13 protein-coding genes and 5 pseudogenes are annotated in these 18342 nt (G+C 68.4%); 11 read left to right on the top strand and 7 right to left on the bottom strand.

The features are described from left to right. From sdhA to sdhC, 3 genes are read right to left on the bottom strand one after another with little or no spacing between them, the layout of a single operon-like run. On the bottom strand, positions 1-1827 hold the full coding sequence (gene sdhA, locus K1X59_RS13490) for a succinate dehydrogenase flavoprotein subunit (protein ID WP_183150462.1): 1827 nt from the start codon (positions 1825-1827) through the stop codon (positions 1-3). Positions 1828-1845: 18 nt separating this feature from the next. Next, positions 1846-2292: a succinate dehydrogenase hydrophobic membrane anchor subunit gene (locus K1X59_RS13485; RefSeq protein WP_183150461.1), complete on the bottom strand. Its 447-nt coding sequence runs from the start codon at positions 2290-2292 to the stop codon at positions 1846-1848. Next, complete coding sequence (gene sdhC, locus K1X59_RS13480) at positions 2292-2726, bottom strand: succinate dehydrogenase, cytochrome b556 subunit (protein ID WP_072591539.1); 435 nt, start codon at positions 2724-2726, stop codon at positions 2292-2294. The genes K1X59_RS13485 and sdhC overlap by 1 nt, the downstream gene beginning before the upstream one ends. A gap of 179 nt (positions 2727-2905) precedes the next feature. Here sdhC and K1X59_RS13475 point away from each other — a divergent pair, with 179 nt between their 5' ends. From K1X59_RS13475 to K1X59_RS21580, 11 genes and pseudogenes are all read left to right on the top strand, one after another. Continuing rightward, positions 2906-4021 (top strand): mannose-1-phosphate guanylyltransferase, encoded by a 1116-nt coding sequence (locus K1X59_RS13475; RefSeq protein ID WP_183150460.1) that lies wholly within the window; start codon positions 2906-2908, stop codon positions 4019-4021. Between the two features lie 160 nt (positions 4022-4181). After that, positions 4182-5294, top strand: coding sequence for a BMP family protein (locus K1X59_RS13470; RefSeq protein WP_183150459.1), 1113 nt, complete (start codon positions 4182-4184; stop codon positions 5292-5294). 107 nt (positions 5295-5401) lie between these two features. Next, positions 5402-6916 (top strand): ABC transporter ATP-binding protein, encoded by a 1515-nt coding sequence (locus K1X59_RS13465; protein ID WP_183150458.1) that lies wholly within the window; start codon positions 5402-5404, stop codon positions 6914-6916. Next, positions 6913-8231, top strand: a pseudogene (locus K1X59_RS13460) (ABC transporter permease). Before K1X59_RS13465 ends, K1X59_RS13460 begins: the two are co-directional and overlap by 4 nt. Further along, positions 8228-9513 (top strand): annotated as a pseudogene (locus K1X59_RS13455) (ABC transporter permease). The pseudogenes K1X59_RS13460 and K1X59_RS13455 overlap by 4 nt, the downstream one beginning before the upstream one ends. Positions 9514-9540: 27 nt before the next feature. Continuing rightward, a complete protein-coding gene (locus K1X59_RS13450; protein ID WP_067119220.1) occupies positions 9541-9939 on the top strand; it encodes a cytidine deaminase in 399 nt (132 codons plus the stop codon). Then, positions 9936-11230: pseudogene (locus K1X59_RS13445) on the top strand (thymidine phosphorylase). The gene K1X59_RS13450 and the pseudogene K1X59_RS13445 overlap by 4 nt, the downstream one beginning before the upstream one ends. Before the next feature lie 51 nt (positions 11231-11281). Beyond that, positions 11282-12396 (top strand): annotated as a pseudogene (locus K1X59_RS13440) (adenosine deaminase). Between the two features lie 100 nt (positions 12397-12496). Beyond that, positions 12497-13504, top strand: coding sequence for a polysaccharide deacetylase family protein (locus K1X59_RS13435; protein ID WP_244632018.1), 1008 nt, complete (start codon positions 12497-12499; stop codon positions 13502-13504). A 27-nt stretch (positions 13505-13531) separates the two neighbouring features. After that, positions 13532-13879 carry a hypothetical protein gene (locus K1X59_RS21585; protein ID WP_258566846.1) on the top strand — a complete coding sequence of 116 codons (348 nt, stop codon included), beginning with the start codon at positions 13532-13534 and terminating at the stop codon, positions 13877-13879. Beyond that, on the top strand, positions 13851-14402 hold the full coding sequence (locus K1X59_RS21580) for a carbohydrate kinase family protein (protein WP_258567225.1): 552 nt from the start codon (positions 13851-13853) through the stop codon (positions 14400-14402). The genes K1X59_RS21585 and K1X59_RS21580 overlap by 29 nt, the downstream gene beginning before the upstream one ends. An 11-nt stretch (positions 14403-14413) precedes the next feature. On the opposite strand, the pseudogene K1X59_RS13425 reads toward K1X59_RS21580, so the two are convergent. The 4 genes and pseudogenes from K1X59_RS13425 to K1X59_RS13410 form a co-directional block, all read right to left on the bottom strand. Continuing rightward, positions 14414-15150 (bottom strand): annotated as a pseudogene (locus K1X59_RS13425) (alpha/beta hydrolase); the annotation flags it as partial. Between the two features lie 9 nt (positions 15151-15159). After that, complete coding sequence (locus K1X59_RS13420; protein WP_183150456.1) at positions 15160-16125, bottom strand: NAD-dependent epimerase/dehydratase family protein; 966 nt, start codon at positions 16123-16125, stop codon at positions 15160-15162. Next, positions 16125-17075, bottom strand: a complete 951-nt coding sequence (locus K1X59_RS13415) for a bile acid:sodium symporter family protein (protein WP_183150455.1) — start codon at positions 17073-17075, stop codon at positions 16125-16127. Before K1X59_RS13415 ends, K1X59_RS13420 begins: the two co-directional genes overlap by 1 nt. Continuing rightward, positions 17072-18241 (bottom strand): NAD(P)/FAD-dependent oxidoreductase, encoded by a 1170-nt coding sequence (locus tag K1X59_RS13410; protein WP_258567224.1) that lies wholly within the window; start codon positions 18239-18241, stop codon positions 17072-17074. Before K1X59_RS13410 ends, K1X59_RS13415 begins: the two co-directional genes overlap by 4 nt. Between the last annotated feature and the right edge of the window lie 101 nt (positions 18242-18342).

Raw genomic sequence — 18342 nt, 5'->3', positions numbered from 1 at the left:
TCAGTACTTCCTCTCCATCGGCGGGTAGTTGAACTCGCCCTTGTCGTTCTTGGTGAAGACGACGGGCTTCCAGTCGAGCTTGATGTGGTCGCTGGGGTCGGACGAGTGCGGGTCGCCCGTGAGGTAGGCCATGGTGTGCTGCATGTAGTTCTCGTCGTCGCGCTTCGGGAAGTCATCGCGCATGTGGCCGCCGCGGCTCTCCTCGCGGTTCTGCGCGGCGTAGACGACGACCTCGGCGATGTCGAGCAGGAAGCCCAGCTCGACGGCTTCGAGGAGGTCGGTGTTGAACCGCTGGCCCTTGTCGTCGACGTGCACGTTCTTGTAGCGCTCACGCAGTTCGGCGATGACGCCGAGCACGTGCTGGAGCGACTCGTGCGTGCGGAACACCTGCGCGCCCTTGTCCATCTCGTCCTGCAGCGTCTTGCGAAGGACCGCGATGCGCTCGGTGCCCTGGTTGTTGCGCAGGCCCTCGAGCATGTCGGAGACGAAAGCGGCAGGGTTCTCCGGCAGCGGGACGAACTCGGCCGTCTTGACGTACTCCACCGCGTTGCGACCCGAGCGCTTGCCGAACACGTTGATGTCCAGCAGCGAGTTGGTGCCGAGGCGGTTCGCGCCGTGCACCGAGACGCACGCGCATTCACCTGCGGCGTACAGGCCGGGCACGACGGTGTCGTTGTCGGCGAGCACCTCGCCGTTGTTGTTCGTGGGGATGCCGCCCATCGCGTAGTGCGCGGTCGGCATCACGGGCACCGGCTCGACGACCGGGTCGACGCCCAGGTACGTGCGGGCGAACTCCGTGATGTCGGGGAGCTTGGTCTCGAGCACCTCGGCGCCCAGGTGCGTGCAGTCCAGCAGCACGTAGTCCTTGTGGGGGCCGGCGCCGCGGCCCTCTGCGACCTCCTGCACCATGCAGCGCGCGACGATGTCACGCGGCGCGAGGTCCTTGATGGTCGGGGCGTAGCGCTCCATGAAGCGCTCGCCCGAGGCGTTGCGCAGGATCGCTCCCTCGCCTCGCGCTCCCTCCGTGAGGAGGATGCCGAGGCCGGCGAGACCGGTCGGGTGGAACTGGAAGAACTCGAGGTCCTCCAGCGGAAGGCCCTTGCGCCACACGATGCCGACGCCGTCGCCCGTGAGGGTGTGCGCGTTCGACGTCGTCTTGAAGATCTTGCCGAAGCCGCCGGTCGCGAAGATGACCGCCTTGGCCTGGAAGACGTGCAGCTCTCCGGTCGAGAGGTCGTACGCGACGACGCCGGAGACCTGGGTCTTGCCGTCGGCATCCTTCACCGTCAGCAGGTCGAGCACGTAGAACTCGTTGAAGAAGTTGATGCCGAGCTTGACGCAGTTCTGGAACAGCGTCTGCAGGATCATGTGGCCGGTGCGGTCGGCCGCGTAGCACGCACGGCGGACCGGGGTCTTCCCGTGCTCGGCGGTGTGGCCGCCGAAACGGCGCTGGTCGATCTTGCCCTCGGGCGTGCGGTTGAAGGGGAGGCCCATGTTCTCGAGGTCGATGACCGCGTCGATGGCCTCCTTCGCGAGGATCTCGGCCGCATCCTGGTCGACGAGGTAGTCGCCGCCCTTGACCGTGTCGAAGGTGTGCCACTCCCACGAGTCCTCTTCGACGTTGGCGAGAGCCGCCGCCATGCCGCCCTGTGCCGCACCGGTGTGCGAACGCGTCGGATACAGCTTGGAGATCACCGCGGTCTTCGCGCCGGGGCCCGCTTCGATGGCCGCACGCATGCCGGCGCCACCCGCCCCCACGATGACGATGTCGAACTGGTGGTAGTGCACGCCGTCACGGACGACGGAATCCTGCGTCTCGGTAGTCACTTCTTCTTAGCCTTCTTCTCAGTTCCCGACCAGCGCGGCGCATTCGGTCCACAGGACGCTGTCCTCGGTCACACCCAGGCAGGGGTCGAACGTGAAGACGACGAGCGTGCCGAGGATGATGAGCAGGCCGGCTGCGAGGCCGAGCGCCCAGGTGAGCGCTTTGCGAGCGGTGTTGTTCGTGACGTAGTCGTTCACGATCGTGCGCATGCCGTTGGCGCCGTGGATGAGCGCGAGCCACAGCATCAGCACGTCCCACCACTGCCAGAACGGCGTGGCGAACTTGCCGGCGATGAATGCGAAGTCGAGGGCGTGGATGCCTTCGCCGACCATCAGGTTGACGAACAGGTGGCCGAAGATCAGCACGACGAGCACGACGCCCGACGCGCGCATGAAGATCCAGCCCCACTTCTCGAGGTTGACTCCGCGGCGACGGCGAGCCGGTGCGGCGATGGTCTGGGCGGTCATCAGTGTCCCCCTCCGAACCCGGCGAACGCGAGCATCAGGTGGCGCGGCACGAACCCGGCCATGATGATGCCCCACACCAGCAGCACGCCCCAGAAGAGCTGCCGCTGATACTTGGCGCCCTTGGACCAGAAGTCGACCGCGATGATGCGCAGTCCGTTCATCGCGTGGAACACGATTCCCGCGACGAGGACGACCTCGCCGAGCGCCATGATGGGGTTCTTGTACGTGCCGATGACGGCGTTGTACGCCTCAGGCGAGACCCTGATCAGTGCCGTGTCGAGCACGTGCACCAACAGGAAGAAGAAGATGGCGACTCCGGTGATGCGGTGAAGCACCCACGACCACATGCCTTCGCGGCCTCGGTAGAGGGTGCCGCGGGGGGTCTTGGACGTGGTTTCCGAAATCGACGGTGTCAAGCGAGCGCTCGTGGACACGGTCGTCCTCCCTGATCGATGTGCGTCGGTCGCGTGCACTGCTCTCGTTCAAGTGTGAGCCTGTCGAAGTCAGGCACGCCCGATCGTCCTCCATCCTATTCCTGTCAGAACACTGGGAGCGACGAAGGGGAGCCTAAGTATCTCGATGTCGAGATGTTCTCTGCGGCTACCCTGTCAGGGTGAGCGAACCCATCAAGGATTTCTACGCAGTGATTCCCGCCGGCGGCATCGGCAGTCGGCTCTGGCCGCTCTCTCGCGCGGACGCGCCGAAGTTCCTGCACGACCTCACCGGATCGGGGCACTCCCTCCTGCGCGACACCTGGGACCGTCTGGAACCGCTCACCGGATCGGACCGGATCGCCGTCGTCACCGGTCGTGCCCACCGCGCTGCCGTCGAGGCGGAGCTCCCCGGCATCGCCGACCTCAACGTCTTCCTGGAGTCGGAGCCTCGGGAGTCGGCGGCCGCGATCGGGTTGGCCGCGGCCATCCTGCATCGCCGCGAGCCCGACGTGATCATCGGATCGTTCAGCGCCGACCACGTGATCCGCAGCACCCGGGTGTTCGAGTTCGCGGTACGCGACGCCGTCGAGGTCGCCCGCGAGGGGTACATCTGCACGATCGGCATCACGCCGACGGAACCCGCCATCGGTTTCGGCTACATCAAGAAGGGGGAGGAGCTCGTGGTCGACGGTGCGCGCGAGGCCGCCCTCGTGGAGAGCTTCGTCGAGAAGCCCGACCTGGAGACCGCGAAGGAGTACATCGCCGATCGGGGCTACCTCTGGAACGCGGGCATGTTCATCGCGAAGGCGAGCGTGCTGCTGGACGAGATCGCGGCGAACGAGCCGGAACTGCACGCCGGGCTCCTCGAACTGGCCGAGGCGTGGGACGACCGTGATCGACGCGGCCCCGCCGTCGACCGGATCTGGCCGCGTCTGAAGAAGATCGCCATCGACTACGCGGTCGCCGAGCCCGCCGCGCGTCGAGGACGCCTCGCCGTCGTCCCGGGCCACTTCGACTGGGACGACGTCGGCGACTTCGCCTCTTTGACGAAGCTCATCAACAACGGGCGCAAGAACGACCTCGCCGTGCTCGGGCCGAACGCGCGGGTGCTGACCGACGGCGCGAGCGGGATCCTGGTCAGCCAGACCACGCGCGTGATCAGCCTGGTCGGCGTGCAGGACATCGTCGTCGTCGACACCCCCGATGCGCTCCTGGTCACCACGGTCCAGCACGCGCAACGGGTCAAGGGCGTCGTGGAGTCGCTCAAGCTCACCGGTCGCGGAGACGTGCTCTGACTGGTGCGCTTAAGAGCACGCTCCGACGCTCATCGGCTGGCTTGATTTCAGCTTTGTAACCTTTGGCCAGCGCAAACCGCGCGAGAGTGCGCAAATGTCGAAACAGTAGGTAACTTTGATCGATCCGCGATGGCCGCGGTTTCGTTGAGGGAGGCATCCGTTGACCATCTCCACCACCAAGAAGCTGCTCGGCGCGACCGTCGCCGCGGGCGTCATCTTCGCACTCGCCGGTTGCGGCCAGGCGCCGGCCGACAAGCCTGAGGGCTCCGAGAAGCCGGTCGACTCCGACTTCGTGCCGTGCCTCATCTCCGACGCCGGCGGCTGGAACGACAAGTCGTTCAACCAGTCCGCCAAGGAGGGCATGGACAAGGCCGCCGACGAGCTGGGCATCAAGCCCCTCGAGTTCGAGTCGGCGAACGACAACGACTACGCGCCGAACCTCGAGACCGCCGTCTCCGAAGGCTGCTCGCTGATCGTCTCCGTCGGCTTCAAGCTGTCGGCAGCCACGGTCGAGTCCGCTCTCGCCAACCCGGAGATCGACTACGCGATCATCGACGACTGGGCCGACAACGACTTCGACGGCAACGTCGATGCCCCGAACATCAAGCCGCTGGTCTTCGACACGGCTCAGGCTGCGTACCTCGGCGGCTACGCCTCGGCGGCATGGTCCGCGCAGAGCGGCGTCAACAAGGTCGGCACCTTCGGCGGAATGCAGATCCCGTCCGTCGCGGTGTTCATGGACGGCTTCCAGCTCGGCGTCGAGAAGTACAACGAGGACAAGTCCGCTGCGGTCGAGGTCTTCGGCTGGGACCAGGAGACGCAGAAGGGCTCGTTCACGGGCGGCTTCGACGCGAACGACACCGCGAAGCAGACCGCACAGGGCGTGCTCGACCAGGGCGTCGACGTGATCCTCCCGGTCGGCGGTCCCGTCTACCAGAGCGCTGCCGCGGCGATCGCCGACAGCGGCAAGGACACCCTGATGCTGGGCGTCGACAGCGACCTGGCGGTCGCCGACCCTAGCGTCGCCGGCATCACGCTCGTCTCGATCATGAAGGCGATCGACGTGGCTGTGAAGGACGCGACCATCGCCGCAGCCAAGGGTGAGTTCGACCCGGCCCCGTACGTGGGCACGCTCGAGAACGAGGGCGTCAAGCTCTCCGGCTTCGGCGACTTCGAGTCGCAGCTGCCCGACGGTCTGCTCGACGAGCTGACCGCTCTCCAGGAGCAGATCATCTCGGGCGACATCACGGTGGAGTCCCCGAACTCCCCGTAAGTCGTCGCAGGTCCAGCACGGGGCGAGTGGTGAGCAGGCGGCCACTCGCCCCGTGCCGTGGACGGACGATGATTCTCCTGGATGACTCTTCTGGATAAGGTGCAGATATGAAGCTCGAACTTCGCGGCATCACCAAGCGATTCGGCAGCCTCGTTGCCAACGACCACATCGATCTGGTGGTGGAGCCCGGCGAGATCCACGCGCTCCTCGGCGAGAACGGCGCAGGCAAATCCACGCTGATGAACGTGCTCTACGGGCTGTATCAGGCCGATGAGGGCGAGATCCTCCTCGACGACGAGGTGCAGCGCTTCCGTGGCCCCGGCGACGCGATGGCGGCCGGCATCGGCATGGTCCACCAGCACTTCATGCTCGTCCCGGTCTTCACCGTGGCCGAGAACGTGATGCTCGGACACGAGCAGACCAAGGCGCTCGGCACGCTCGACATCGCGAAGGCACGCGAGCACGTGCGGTCGGTCGCCGCGCGCTTCGGATTCGACATCGACCCGGATGCGCTCGTGGGCGACCTCCCCGTCGGAGTGCAGCAGCGCGTCGAGATCATCAAGGCGCTGTCGCGCGATGCCAAGGTGCTCGTGTTCGACGAGCCGACCGCCGTGCTCACTCCACAGGAGACCGACGAGCTGATGAACATCATGCGCCAGCTGCGCGACGAGGGCACGGCGATCGTGTTCATCACGCACAAGCTGCGCGAGGTGCGCGAAGTGGCCGACAAGATCACCATCGTCCGCCTCGGGCGCGTCGTCGGCGAGGCCTCGCCCACGGCCACGAACGCCGAACTGGCCTCGCTCATGGTCGGCAGGGCGGTGGAACTGACCGTCCACAAGGACCCGCCGCGGCTCGGCGAGGGCGGATTCGAGGTCAAGGGTCTACGCGTCCTGACCCCCACGGGTGCGATCGTCGTCGACGGCATCGACTTCGCGGTCCGCCCCGGTGAGGTCCTCGCGATCGCCGGGGTACAGGGCAACGGGCAGACCGAGCTGGTGGAGGCCATCGTCGGTCTCGCCGCCCGCGTCGAAGGCAGCATCGTGCTCGACGGCACCGAGCTCGTCGGCAAGAGCGTGCGGGCCATTCTCGACGCCGGTGTCGGCTTCGTCCCCGAGGACCGCACGGAGGACGGGCTCGTGGCCGGCTTCTCCGTCGCGGAGAACCTGATCCTCGACCGTTCGGACGACCCGGAGTTCAGCCGTGCGGGGACGCTGCGCCGCTCGGCTCTCGACGAGTTCGCGCGCGCCCGCATCACCGAGTACGACATCCGCACCCAGGGGCCAGAGACAGCTGCGGGCACGCTCTCGGGCGGCAACCAGCAGAAGGTCGTCATCGCCAGGGAGATGAGCCGCGACCTGCGGTTGCTCGTCGCGGCGCAGCCGACCCGCGGCGTCGACGTCGGATCGATCGAGTTCATCCACAAGCGGATCATCGAGACGCGCGACGCCGGTGTCCCCGTGATCGTCGTCTCCACCGAGCTCGACGAGGTCGCAGCTCTCGCCGATCGGATCGCGGTGATGTACCGCGGCACGATCGTCGGCATCGTCCCCGGCGACACGCCCCGGGAGACGCTCGGACTCATGATGGCCGGTGCGGCCGAAGGAGAGGTGGCCGCGTGAGCGGAGCGACGCCCGGCGCGGGCGATGCGACGAAGGGGATCCCGCCGCAGGAGCTCGCCACGAGCACCGGCACGGTTCCGCGTGATCCGGCGGATGTGCCGCCACCCCCGCGGGGCAACGTCATCCTCAAGGAGATCCTCCGCGGCAACGCCGTCACCACGATCCTCGCGATCGTGCTGGCGCTCGTCGTCGGCGGAATCCTCATCGCCTTCACGAACGAAGACGTGCAGGCGGCATCCGTCTACTTCTTCGCGCAGCCCGGTGACACGTTCGTCGCCGCCTGGAACGCCGTGTACAACGGCTACGAGGCGCTCTTCCGCGGCGCGATCTTCAACGCCAGAGGCGCGGACTTCGCGGCGCAGATCCGTCCCCTGACGAACACCCTCGGCTTCGCCGCACCGCTGATCGCAGCGGGTCTCGGCGTCGCGCTGGCGTTCCGCGTCGGGCTCTTCAACATCGGTGCACGCGGCCAGATGCTCATCGGCGTCGCGGTGGCGGCGCTGCTGACCTTCTCGCTCGACCTGCCCATCTGGCTGCACATCCCGGTCACCCTCATCGCGGGTATCGCCGGCGGCGCGCTGTGGGGCGCCATCGCCGGACTCATCAAGGCGCGCACCGGTGCGCACGAGGTGATCCTCACGATCATGCTCAACTACATCGCGTACTACCTGCTGCTGTGGATGATCCGCACTCCGGGTCTGCTGCAGAAGCCGGGCACGAACCAGGCGCTCGGCTCGGCGACTCCCGAGAGTGCGCAGTTCCCGACGTTGCTGGGGCCGCAGTTCCCGCTCCTCGACCTCGGATTCGTGATCGTCATCGTGGCGACCCTGTTCGTCTGGTGGCTCATCGAGCGCTCGTCGCTCGGCATGCGCATGCGCGCCGTGGGGAGAACCCGCACGCCGCCCGTGCCGCAGGCATCAGCGTCCAGCGCATCTACGTGTACGCGATGCTCTTCGCGGGCGGCCTCGCCGGTCTCGCCGGCATGAACCAGATCCAGGGCGCCGTCACCACGGGTGTCACCGAGACCATCGACGCGGGCATCGGCTTCGACGCGATCACCGTCGCTCTCCTCGGACGCAGCCGGGCGTGGGGCACCTTCGCCGCCGGCATCCTGTTCGGCGCGCTCAAGGCCGGCTCGTTCTCGATGCAGGCCCAGGACATCCCGGTCGACATCGTGCTCGTGGTGCAGTCGCTGGTCGTGCTGTTCATCGCCGCGCCGCCGCTGCTGCGCTCGGTGTTCTTCCTCCCCAAGACCGATGCCGAGAAGGCCGCCAAGGCGAGAGCCAAGGCCGCGAAGAAGGCGGTGACGGCATGATGTCGCTCGTGCAGACCCAGGCCGCAGACGGCACCGTGCAGCTCGCGACGGTGAAGGAACGGCACCTCAAGGCGCCCATCGTGCTCGCTGCTGCCACCGCGCTGCTGGCTCTGCTGTTCCTCGCGGTTCCTCGCGACGGCATCAGCACCTTCCGCCTCTCCGACCAGTCCTCGGCGCTCGCGCTGCCCGACGTGGCGCTGCCGACGGCGTCGACCTTCTGGGTCGTGTTCGGCATCCTCGTGGTCTTGACGGTCGGCGCATTCCTGCGCGCCTGGACCTACCGCACGCCCTCGCTGTGGTTGGTCATCGCGTACGGCGTCCTCGCCGTCTTCGCGTTCCTCGTATGGGCGGCCGCCGGGGACTCGTCCCGGTCACGAGCCTGCTCTTCGGCGCGGTGTCGCTCTCGGTGCCGCTCGTGTTCGGCGCCCTCGGCGGCGTGATCGGCGAGCGCGCCGGTGTCGTCAACGTCGCGATCGAGGGCCAGCTGCTCCTCGGCGCATTCTCCGCCGCCCTGCTGTCCAGCATCACCGGCAACCCGTTCGTCGGCCTGTTCGGCGCGATGGTCGGCGGTGTCCTCGTGGCCAGCGTGCTCGCGGCGTTCGCGATCAAGTACCTCGTCGAGCAGGTCATCGTCGGCGTCGTGCTCAACGTCCTCGTCACCGGTCTCACCGGCTTCCTCTACGGTGCGCTCCTCGCGCCGAACGAGGCGACCCTGAACACGCCGGTGCGGTTCCCGCGTGTCGAGATCCCTGTGCTGAGCGACATCCCGATCATCGGACCCGTGCTGTTCAACCAGACGTTCATCGGGTACCTGATGTTCATCACGGTCGCCGTGGTCGCGTGGGGGCTCTACCGCACCAGGTGGGGTCTGCGGCTGCGTGCCGTGGGCGAGCACCCGCAGGCGGCCGACACCGTGGGCATCAAGGTGAACCCGACCCGATTCTGGAACGTGCTGCTCGCCGGTGCGATCGCGGGCATGGGCGGTGCGTACTTCACGCTCGTCTCGGTGCCGCAGTTCGGCAAGGACATGACGGCGGGTCTCGGCTTCATCGCCCTCGCGGCCGTGATCTTCGGGCGCTGGGACCCGATCCGCGCGACGCTCGCTGCCCTGCTCTTCGGCTTCGCGACGAACCTGCAGAACCTGCTGTCGATTCTGAAGACGCCGATCCCCGGCGAGTTCATGCTCATGCTCCCGTACGTCGTGACGCTCCTGGCGGTCGCCGGGTTCGCGGGGCAGATCAAGGCTCCTGCCGCGGACGGCAAGCCGTACATCAAGTCCTAGGTCTGCCGGGAAGAGGGAAGCATCGCAATGACGGACATCGACTGGGATGAACTGCGTCAGGTCGCCACGGAAGCCATGACGAAGGCGTATGCGCCGTACTCGCGCTACCGCGTCGGTGCGGCCGCACTCGTCGGCGACGGGCGCATCGTCGCCGGCTGCAACGTCGAGAACGCGTCGTATGGCGTCACGCTGTGCGCGGAGTGCGCGCTCGTGGGCGATCTGCACATGTCGGGCGGCGGGCAGCTCGTCGCGTTCGTGTGCGTGAACAACGACGGACAGACGATCATGCCGTGCGGGCGATGCCGGCAGCTGCTCTACGAGCACGCGATGCCCGGGATGCTCCTGGAGACGGTCTCCGGCATCCGCACGATCGACGAGGTGCTGCCCGACGCGTTCGGGCCGCGCGACCTGGAGGACGCACGATGACGACGGTGGAGCCTTTCGACGCGGTGGACGTGATCCGCGCGAAGCGCGACGGAGGTGCGGTTCCCGAGGCGGCGCTGCGGTGGATGGTCGATGCCTACACGCGCGGGTACGTCTCGGACGCGCAGATGGCGTCGTTCGCGATGGCGATCTTCCAGCGCGGCATGGAGCGCGACGAGATCCGCGTACTGACCGACGCGATGATCGCTTCCGGGGAGCGGATGAGTTTCGCGTCCCTGGGCAAGAAGACCGTCGACAAGCACTCCACCGGCGGCGTCGGCGACAAGATCACGCTTCCGCTCGCCCCGCTCGTCGCCTCGTTCGGCGTCGCCGTGCCCCAGCTGAGCGGCCGCGGGCTCGGCCACACCGGAGGGACGCTCGACAAGCTCGAGTCGATCCCCGGATGGCGTGCCGCTCTCAGCAACGAAGAGATGTTCGCGCAGATGCAGGGCGAGGTCGGAGCGGTCATCTGCGCGGCCGGATCCGGTCTCGCTCCCGCAGACAAGAAGCTCTACGCCCTCCGCGACGTCACCGGCACGGTCGAAGCCATCCCGCTGATCGCGTCGAGCATCATGTCGAAGAAGATCGCCGAGGGGACGGACGCGCTCGTCCTGGACGTGAAGTTCGGTTCAGGCGCCTTCATGCAGGACATCGACCGTGCTCGCGAGCTCGCGAGGACCATGGTCGCGCTCGGCACCGACTCGGGCGTGGCGACCACGGCGTTGCTCACCGATATGAACGTGCCGCTCGGGCTCGCGATCGGCAACGCCAACGAGGTGCGCGAATCGGTCGAGATCCTCGCGGGAGGCGGTCCCGCCGACGTCCGCGAGCTCACGCTGGCCCTGGCCACCGAGATGCTCGCGCTCGCGGGGCAGCCCGACGCCGACGTGGAGGCCGCCCTCGACGACGGTCGCGCGATGGACACGTGGCGGGCGATGATCCGCGCGCAGGACGGCGATCCTGATGCCGAGCTCCCCACGGCGAGGGAGACCCATGTGGTCACCGCGCAGGCCGACGGCGTGCTCACCCGGATGGATGCACTGCCGTTCGGCGTCGCGGCCTGGCGCCTCGGCGCGGGGCGTGCGAGGGCGCAGGACCCGGTGATCTTCGAGGCGGGGATCGACCTGCACGCGAAGCCCGGCGACCGTGTCGTGGCCGGCCAACCGCTGTTCACGCTCTCCGCGGCCGACGAGGCCAGATTCCCCGAGCGATCGACGCCCTCGACGGCGCGTGGGAGATCGGCGACGCAGCTCCGGCTGCCGGTCCGCTGGTCCGCGAGCGCATCACGGCGTGACCTCCCGACCGCTAGCCTGAACTGAGCACATCCGCGACCGAGAGGATCACCATGTCGATCGATGCGAACGGCGACGTCACGCTCCAGGGCGTCTCCCTGCGGAGCCTGCCCAAGGTGTCGCTGCACGACCACCTCGACGGCGCGCTGCGGCCCGGCACCATCATCGAGCTCGCGGATGCCATCGGACTCGAGGTTCCGGCGAGCGACCCTGCCGCCCTCGGTGCGTGGTTCGCGAAGAAGAGCGACTCGGGCTCCCTGGTCGAATACCTCAAGACCTTCGACCTCACCACGGCGGTCATGCAGACCGCGGAGGGTCTCACCAGGGTCGCGCGCGAGTTCGTCCAGGATCTCGCAGCGGACGGCGTCGTCTACGGCGAGGTGCGCTGGGCCCCCGAGCAGCACCAGGCGAGCGGCCTCACGCTGGAGCAGGCCGTCGAGGCCGTGCAGCAGGGCATCGAAGAGGGGAGGATGCGGCCGACCGCGGCGGCCGCAGCATCCGCGTCGGACAGCTGATCACGGCCATGCGTCACACCGATCGGGCGAGGGAGATCGCCGAGCTCGCCGTCGACTTCCGCGGCCGTGGCGCCGTCGGCTTCGACATCGCGGGTCCGGAAGACGGATTCCCGCCGTCGAACCACCGTGCCGCGTTCGACTACCTCGCAGAGAACTTCTTCCCGGTGACCGTGCATGCGGGGGAGGCGGCCGGTCTCGCCTCGATCCGTTCGGCGTTGCTGGACGGGCGCGCGCTGCGCCTCGGCCACGGCGTCCGCATCGCCGAGGACCTCCAGGTCGTCACCCAGGAGGGCGATGAGGTGCAGGTGCAGTTCGGCGACCTGGCCCGCTGGGTGCGCGACCGTGAGATCCCGCTCGAGCTCTCGCCGTCGTCGAACCTGCAGACCGGTGCGATCGCCGCGTGGGGCGACACCCTCGTCGATCACCCCTTCGACCTGCTCTACCAACTCGGATTCGCGGTGACCGTGAACGTCGACAACCGCACGATGAGCGCCACGTCGCTCACGCGGGAGTTGGCGCTGCTGGTCGAGACCTTCGAGTACGACCTCGACGACCTCGAGACCTTCCAGTTCAACGCGGCAGCCGCGGCGTTCCTGCCGGTCGAGGAGCGGGAAGAGCTCGTGGAGATGATCGCCGAGGGATTCGACATCTGATCGTGGCTCCCGGGGGGAAGCCGCGCTCGCGGACAGCGACCGTCGTCGGAGTCTGCATGGCCGTCGTCCTGCTGGGGGCGGCGCTGCGACCTTCGCCTGGGTGAGCCGCGCGCAGCCGGATCCGATCCCGAAGGCGCGCACCGCGGCGCTCGCGCACCCGTTGACGCCGGCACAGCAGCTCGCGGCGGATGCGGACGACCCGCGGGCCTGCGCGGTGTCCTTCGTCGGCGAGGGTGCACCCACCGCCCCCGTCCTGCAATGGCAGGAGGCCCTGTATCAGGGGCTGCCGATCCCGCAGCTGGACGGTCGCGTGTTCGCCGGATGGTACGCGAGTGCGGCGGATGCCGGAGCCTTCACGGTCGCCGCGCGCGTCAACGGCGCCGACCTCGTCGTGTGCGACGATCAGCAGATCGAACTCTTCGCGGCATGGAAGACCCCGGAGGAGAACGCGGCGGACGGCGTGCGCGTGCCCATCCTCATGTATCACCAGTTCACGGCCGACCCCGACGGCGAGAAGGGCTGGTTGCGCGGGAACTACGCCTACATCGGCGACTTCGACGCGCAGATGACCCACATCGCGACGACCGGCTTCTACCTGCCGACATGGGACGAGCTCAGTGCGTTCATCGACGGGCGCCTCTCGCTCCCCGCCCGGAGCGTGATCATCACCGACGACGACGCCGACCAGACCTGGTTCGACCTCGCGGTGCCGGTCGTCGACGAGCACCGACTGCTGGCCACCTCGTTCATGATCACCGCGTACCGCTCCGATCCGGCGCCGTCGATCTACGTCCTGCGCCGGTCGCACACGCATGACATGCACCAGGCGGGCGACAACGGCAAGGGCCGGATGGTCAACTGGACCGCCGAGCAGATCGCCGCCGACCTCACCGTCTCCGCCGACACTCTGGGTGTGCGCGAAGTCATCGCCTATCCGTTCGGGCACTACGACGACACGGCGAAACAGGGCGTCGCCGCGGCCGGCTTCGAGATGGCACGGACGATCGAGCCCGGCTATGTCACGGTCGGCACGGACAAGCTCGCGCTCCCCGTCGTGCGGATCGACTACGGGATGGGGTTGGACGAGCTGGTGTCGCGCATCGGCTGACCTGCTTCGAGGCGGCAGGATGGTCGCATGCCCGCCTCCGTCTTCATCGCCGGCCCCGCGTCCTGGAACACGATCGTGGTGCTCGACCGGCTTCCGGAACCGGTCCCGCACATGCAGTTCGCGGAGGAGACATGGGAGACGGTCGGCGGTACCAGTGCCGGCAAGGCGCTGAGCCTGACCGCGCTGGGGCGGGCGGTGGACCTGTACGCCCTGGCCGGCGCCGACCAGGACGGCGAGCGGGTGCAGGCCGCGTTGAAGGCGAGCGGTGTGCGCGCACACTGGGGCCACGGCGTCACCGAGCGGCATCTGAACCTCATGACGCGCGGGTGCCAGGGTGTCGCTCTACGTGTCGACTCCCGTGGCGACGGCCGGTGACGCGGATGTGTGGGTTCGCGACCGGATGACGGCAGCAGGGGCGGTCGTGCTCGACCTTGCGGCGGAACCGCTGCGTCTTCTTCCGCTCGCCCGCGCGACCGGTACACCCGTGTGGGTCGATGTGCACGACTACGACGGGGAGGCCGACTACCACCGGCCTTTCCTGGAGGCGGCGGATGCGGTCTTCTGCAACGCCGACCGGCTCGATGATCCGGTGGCTTTCCTGCGTTCACGCGTCGCCGCCGGTGCGAGCCTCGCCGTGTGCACCCTCGGGGCGGACGGCGCGGTCGCGGTGGACGGGTACGGGACGGTGCATCGGGTGCCCGCGGTGCCTGTCGAGGTCGTCGACACGAACGGCGCAGGGGATGCCTTCCTCGCGGGAGTCCTCGATGCCCGACTCGACGGAGCCGACGTCCCCGCTGCGCTGGAGGCCGGGGCGCGGACGGCCGCGTCCGTGTTGCGCTCGCGGCACCTGCATCCGCTCTTGGATGCGGTGCTCGATGCCGGAAGAGGGGCGTCGTGACGGTCAGGGGCGAGGGGAGAGAGGAAGTCGTCGACCAGCTGCGTGACCTCGGCGTGCATGTCCTCGGTGGAGATCGACGGGGTGCCGTCGCCGTCCTGCGGGCCGTAGTCGCCGAACGACGCATGCGATGCGCCATCGATCTCCACCATCTCGGCGTCGGCCGGAAGAAGGCCGCGCGCATCGGCGATCTTCTCGGGGTGGACAGGCCGTCCTCGCTGCCGGCGATGCTCAACACAGGGAGGTCGCTGTTCGACAGATCGTTCGCGCAGTACGACCCGAACAGCACCAGAGCGTCGGCATCCTCGGCGAGCTGGCACGCGCGGACACCGCCGAGGGAGTGCCCTCCCACACCCCACACGTCGACGTCCGCGGCGGCGGAGGTGAAGGCGTCGAGCCCCCGCGGGTCGAAGAACGCCAGGTTGAGCCACGGGCGGGTGATGACCACCGTGACGCCGTCTTCGGCGAGACCCTGCAGGATGGCGGCGTAGGCCCAGGGATCGACCTTGGCGCCGGGGATGAAGACGAGTCCGAGATCGGAATCGCCGTCGGCCGGGGCGAGCACGATGCCCTGCTCGGCGTCGGTCACGGTGATCTCGGGATTCTCCTGCACAGTGGCGAGCGGCCCCGGTTCCGCGGCCATGACGCCGATCTGGCTCCACGCGACCACGCCCCCGACAGCGAGCACCACCACGATGGCGAGGCTCCACAGCACGCGCTTCAGGATCCGGCGACCACGCTTCTTCTGCACCCCTCAACGCTACTGCGCGGCGGGGTCGCTCCGGACCACTGCGGGGTGCGTGCGCAGGTACTCCTCGAACGCCTCGCGAGAGGTGCGCGTCGGCTCGTAGCCGAACACCTCTTTCAGGCGCCGGTTCGCGAGCACGGGTCGGTAGCGCAGGAACGGGACCTTCTCCGGGCCGTGCGCGGTGAGGTGCAGCGTCCGTCCCAGCCGCAGGCTCACGCTCAGCGCCCACGCCGGGATCACGAGCTGACGCTTGCGCAGCCGTGCGGCGATCTCGGGCACCGTCATCCGCCCGTCGCCGGCGACGTTGAAGATCCCGGACGGCCCTTCGGTGGCGGCCTTCACCATCACCGCCGCCACGTCGTCCACCCAGACGAAGACGAAAGGCGAATCGGAGCCGGCGATGCGGAGGAGGCGTCGTCCGTCCCAGAGGCCGGTGATCTGGTTCCGCACGGAGGGACCGAGGATCGTCCCGATCCGGAAGATCACCTGCTCGAGCTCGGGATGCGCCCCCCGGTGCTCGGCGAGCATCTCCTCGACGAGTCGTTTGTGCCGCGCGTAGGGGAAGGCGTCGTTGCCGCGCAGCGGCTGGTCCTCGTCGATCCACTCCGGGTTGTCGGCGTGATATCCGTATGCGGCGCCGGAACTCGAGACGACGACCCGCCGCACGCCCGTCCGGACGCACGCGGCGAGGACGTTCGCAGACCCCGTCACGTCGACGCGGTACTCCGCATCGACGTCGCGCCCCGGGTTCACGATGGCCGCCAGATGGACGACCGTGTCGATGCGGTGCTCCTGCAGCAGTGGAGGGAGTGCTGCGGGGTCCGTCACATCGAGGATCGCGTCGACGATGCCGTCGCGCGGCGCGCCCGTCCGCAGATCCGCGGAGACGACGACGTCCACGTCATCGCGCGTGGCGAGGGCCGCAGCCACGTGCGAGCCGAGGAAGCCCCCGCCTCCCGTGATGAGCACGCGCGACATCAGGCGGCCTCGACGGCGGTGCGACCGCTGGCGTCTCCGGTGGCCGATCCCGTGCGCTTCCTCGTGTGCCGGGCCCAGAGCCCGGCCAGCACGAGACCGGCGACGATGTCCCAGATGCCCCACCAGCCCGCGACGATGGCCATGCCCCCGAGTCCGTCGAAGAACAGGAACACGAGCCCGAGCCCGAGGCCCGCATTGCGGATGCCGACTTCGAACGTCATGGCCTTGCGCTCGCGGGTGCCGAGTCCGCCGACGACCGCTGTGCCGTAGCCGAGCGCGAGGGCGACGGCGTCATGGACGGCGACCACGAGCAGGATGATGCCCAGCACCTGAACGAACACCGCCCAGTTGCCGACGAGAGCGGCGATGATGAATCCGAGGAGGGCGATCAGGCTGAACCACTTCACGAAGGGCTGCACCCGCGCGCTGAACCCGGGGGCCTTCGCCCTGAGAAGGAGCCCGAGCGCGAAGGGGAGGCCCACGATGAGCAGGATCTCGAGCAGCATCCGCCACGGGTCGACCGCGACGTCGCGCAGCAGGGTGCGCGCGGTGGGGTGCAGCGAACCCCAGAACGTGATGCTGAGCGGCATCGCGAAGATGTAGATCAGATTCCCGACCGCGGTGAGCGAGACGGACAGAGCGACGTTGCCGCCCGATCGATGCGTCAGGACCTGGGAGATGTTCCCCGGAGGGCAGCACGCGACCAGCAGCATCCCGAGCGCCATGGAAGGCGGGACCGGGAGCACGAGGGTCAGCAGGAACGTCGCGATCGGGAGCAGGAGGAGCTGAGCGAGGATCGCGATCGCGAACGGTCGGGGGTGCTTCGCCACGACGCGGAAGTCGCTCGGCGCGGTGTCGAGGGCGATCCCGAACATGATCAGGCCGAGCACCACGTTGAGGATCGTGAGGGTCCCCGGCGTGAAGGAGAGGACGACGTCGTCGACGTTCATACGGCTGCCCCCAGGGCTGCCTGCTCGTGCCGCACCGCTCGGCGGTAGGCGTCCTTGTTGACGTAGTAGGCCATCCGATCCAGGCCGAGGTAGTGGTATCCGCCCGTCACGTCGGGCCAGGCGGCGCCGGTGACACGTGCGCGGAAGCGGTGGGCGCGCGCGGGGTCGTTCTCGACGGCTTCCAGGTATGCGCCCAGGAGGTCCGCCTGCTCGTAGCGACCCTGCCACCCGATGCCGGACGCCTCGATCATGCCCATCACGTACAGGCCGTTGAACGACGAAGGGAACACGTTCAGGAACAGGCGCGGCGAGGCGCCGCGCCAGTGCAGGTGCTGTCGGTCGACGAAGGGGTAGTCGAGGGTGTATCCCGTGGCGAGCAGCACGAGGTCGTAGTCGTCGGCGCTGCCGTCGCGGAAATGCACGGTCGTCCCGTCGAAGCGGTCGATGTCGGCGCGGATGCGCAGGTCGCCCTGGCCGAGGTGGTTCAGGATCAGGGTGTTCACGATCGGGTGCGACTCGTAGATGCGGTAGTCGGGCTTCGGGAAACCGAACCGCACCGGATCGCCGGTGAACGCCCGCAGCACCCGGCTGTCGAGCGCCTGTTTGATCCGTGCCGGGAGTGGACGGCCCTGGTTGAGGGTGTCGCTGGGCTTTCCGAACAGGTACCGGGGGACGAAGTAGTACCCGCGGCGGACGCTCATGTCGACGGAGACGGCGTGATGCACGGCATCCACCGCGATGTCGCAACCGGAGTTGCCCGCTCCGATCAACAGCACGCGCTTGCCGCGGAGCTGCTCGGGCGACGTGTAGGCGCTGGTGTGCAGCAGTTCGCCCGTGAACTCGCCGCGGAACGTCGGCACATTCGGTTCGGCGAGCGTACCGTTGGCGAGCACGACCCCGGCGTACCAGCGGGTCTCCTCGCCGTCGGGGCCGATGCTCGTGAGATCCCATCCGCCGTCGCGGGGCTCGAGGCGCGCGACCCTGGTCGAGAACCGGAAGAGTCCGGTCAGGTCGAAGTGGTCGGCATACTCCTGGAAGTACTCCTTCAGCACCCGGTGCCCCGGATAGTCGACGCGCGACCGCATCGGGAACTCCGCGAACTCGGTCGTGGTGCGCGACGAGATCAGATGCGCGGACTCGTACATCGTGCTGCGCGGATTGGTGATGTCCCACAGCCCGCCGACCCCGTGCGAGGCCTCGTAGCCGTCGACGTCGATCCCGCGCCTGCGCAGTGCGCGCTGCGGCCAGGCCGGACGGTCCCGCGCCG

Source organism: Microbacterium sp. Se5.02b, from assembly GCF_019464375.1.
Classification (GTDB): domain Bacteria; phylum Actinomycetota; class Actinomycetes; order Actinomycetales; family Microbacteriaceae; genus Microbacterium.
Note: the sequence above shows the minus strand (reverse complement) of the source record. Positions and strands in the feature narration are given on the sequence as shown.